Consider the following 1,763-nt stretch of genomic DNA (forward strand, 5'->3'; position numbering starts at 1 on the left):
CTAAACATTCCTGTTGAGCCTAAGAAATGGGCTTTGTAAAAAAGGGAGCGCCTCAGTATGATGGGTTTGTCGACAACACATCAAGGAGGCGCTCCTACTATGAAGTTTAAGCAATCAGACGTACAAAATCAACGGATTGAACGAATTACCACCTCGCATCTCGTCGTAGGGATCGACATGGCCAAAGAAACGCATGTAGCTCAAGCTACGAATTTCCGAGGGATCGTAGTTTCCAAACGGCATCTATCATTTTCAAATAGCATGGAAGGCTTTGAAAAATTGAACCGCTGGATGACGGAGTTACAGCAGAAACACCGACTAAAGAATCTCATCATCGGCATGGAGCCGACCGGCCATTACTGGTTTAACCTGGCCAACTGGTTAGCAGATCAGGGATTACACGTGGTCATGGTTAACCCTGCTACAACCAAGCGAAACAAAGAGAATCGAGATAACAGTCCGTCAAAAAATGATCCCAAAGATGCTCTTGTCATCGCAGACGCTGTCAGTCGGGGCTTCTACTACGAGTACACGCGTCAACCGTTTGAGTTCCAACGGTTACGGACGATGATGAGTGACCGAGAATTCTGGGTGACGAACAGTATACGGCTGCAGAATCGGATCGTACGCTGGCTGGATATCCGTTTTCCAGAATACTCGTCTGTATTCAAAGATTGGACCTGTAAGCGGTCATTGGCGACCCTGAAGACTTTCCCTTGCCCACGAGATTTGGAGACGTATACGGTACCGGGCGTCATCGATGCCTGGCGAGTCCATATGCAGCGCGCTGGCGGTTCTACGGGGATAGAGAAGGCCGCGCAGCTCATCGCACAAGCGAAACGGAGTGTGGGAGAACGAACTGCTGAAGAAGAAGCGAAGGCAGATTTAAAACGGCTCATTGAAGAATTTGAGCGCGTTACCACCATGCTTGAACAGATTGAGTGGGACATTGAAGCTCTGCTTTCTGAGATTCCTATGGCGCAGCAGCTTCGCACCATAAAAGGTCTCGGGAAAATCTTCACCGCGGCCATTTTAGCCGGGACAGGAGATTTAAGGCAATATGTGCATGGACGACAGGTACTGAGGAAGGCAGGTTTGAATCTGGCTGAAAGTACATCTGGAAAGCGAAAAGGACGCATTGTTCTTTCAAAGCGAGGTGACTCTGGCTTGCGAAAATATCTCTATCTTGCAACCGTTCAACTCGTTTGGAATAACCCCGTATTCCGCCATCTGCATGAGCACAATGTGCAAGAAAAGAAGATGAAAAAGCAGCAATCCATATTTAAGTTAATTGGAAAGCTTGCCCGAATTCTAGTCGGTCTTGTTCAACGAGGAGAAAAGTTTACGCCAGAGAAAATCGTCCTGAGTTGGACAGAAGCAGCCTAAGTTAAGAAGCATCACGTATATTGACTCATTCGCGGGATTTCACAAAGAAAGCACGGAGGACCGAGTTCGTTTCCCATAAGGGCTCTGACCCATCCGCTAAACGCTATCGGTCTCCACACCTTGGACAGGTATAACGAAGGAATGTAAGGGCATTGACCCGTTGAGTTGTGGGAGGGTGAACCTCTGAGGTTAATGTGGAGTATGCGTGCAGCAGAAGGCATTTGGGGAATAATTCCTGAGATTCCTCTGTTCCCGCATACCCAAGACCAAGCCCACCAGTTGAACTTCTTACTTTCCTTCAGATTCTCCTGAAGCCAAGGTGATGAAATCCTGCGAATGAGTGAGTATATGTGAGATAAACTCTTAAAACCGAGGGA

General features: G+C 47.8%; 1 protein-coding gene. It reads left to right on the forward strand.

The annotated features are described in order from the left end of the window. Positions 1–99: 99 nt before the first annotated feature. Positions 100–1,386 (forward strand): IS110 family transposase, encoded by a 1,287-nt coding sequence (locus tag ACFPB1_RS27330; protein WP_379229376.1) that lies wholly within the window; start codon positions 100–102, stop codon positions 1,384–1,386. Positions 1,387–1,763: the final 377 nt, after the last annotated feature.

The organism is Paenibacillus sp. GCM10023250 (assembly GCF_042653205.1).
Lineage (GTDB): Bacteria > Bacillota > Bacilli > Paenibacillales > Paenibacillaceae > Paenibacillus_Z.

Bases quoted from the DNA above. Each gene is read 5' to 3' on its own strand.
- ACFPB1_RS27330 (WP_379229376.1), top strand. From the start codon at position 100: ATGAAGTTTAAGCAATCAGACGTACAAAATCAACGGATTGAACGAATT.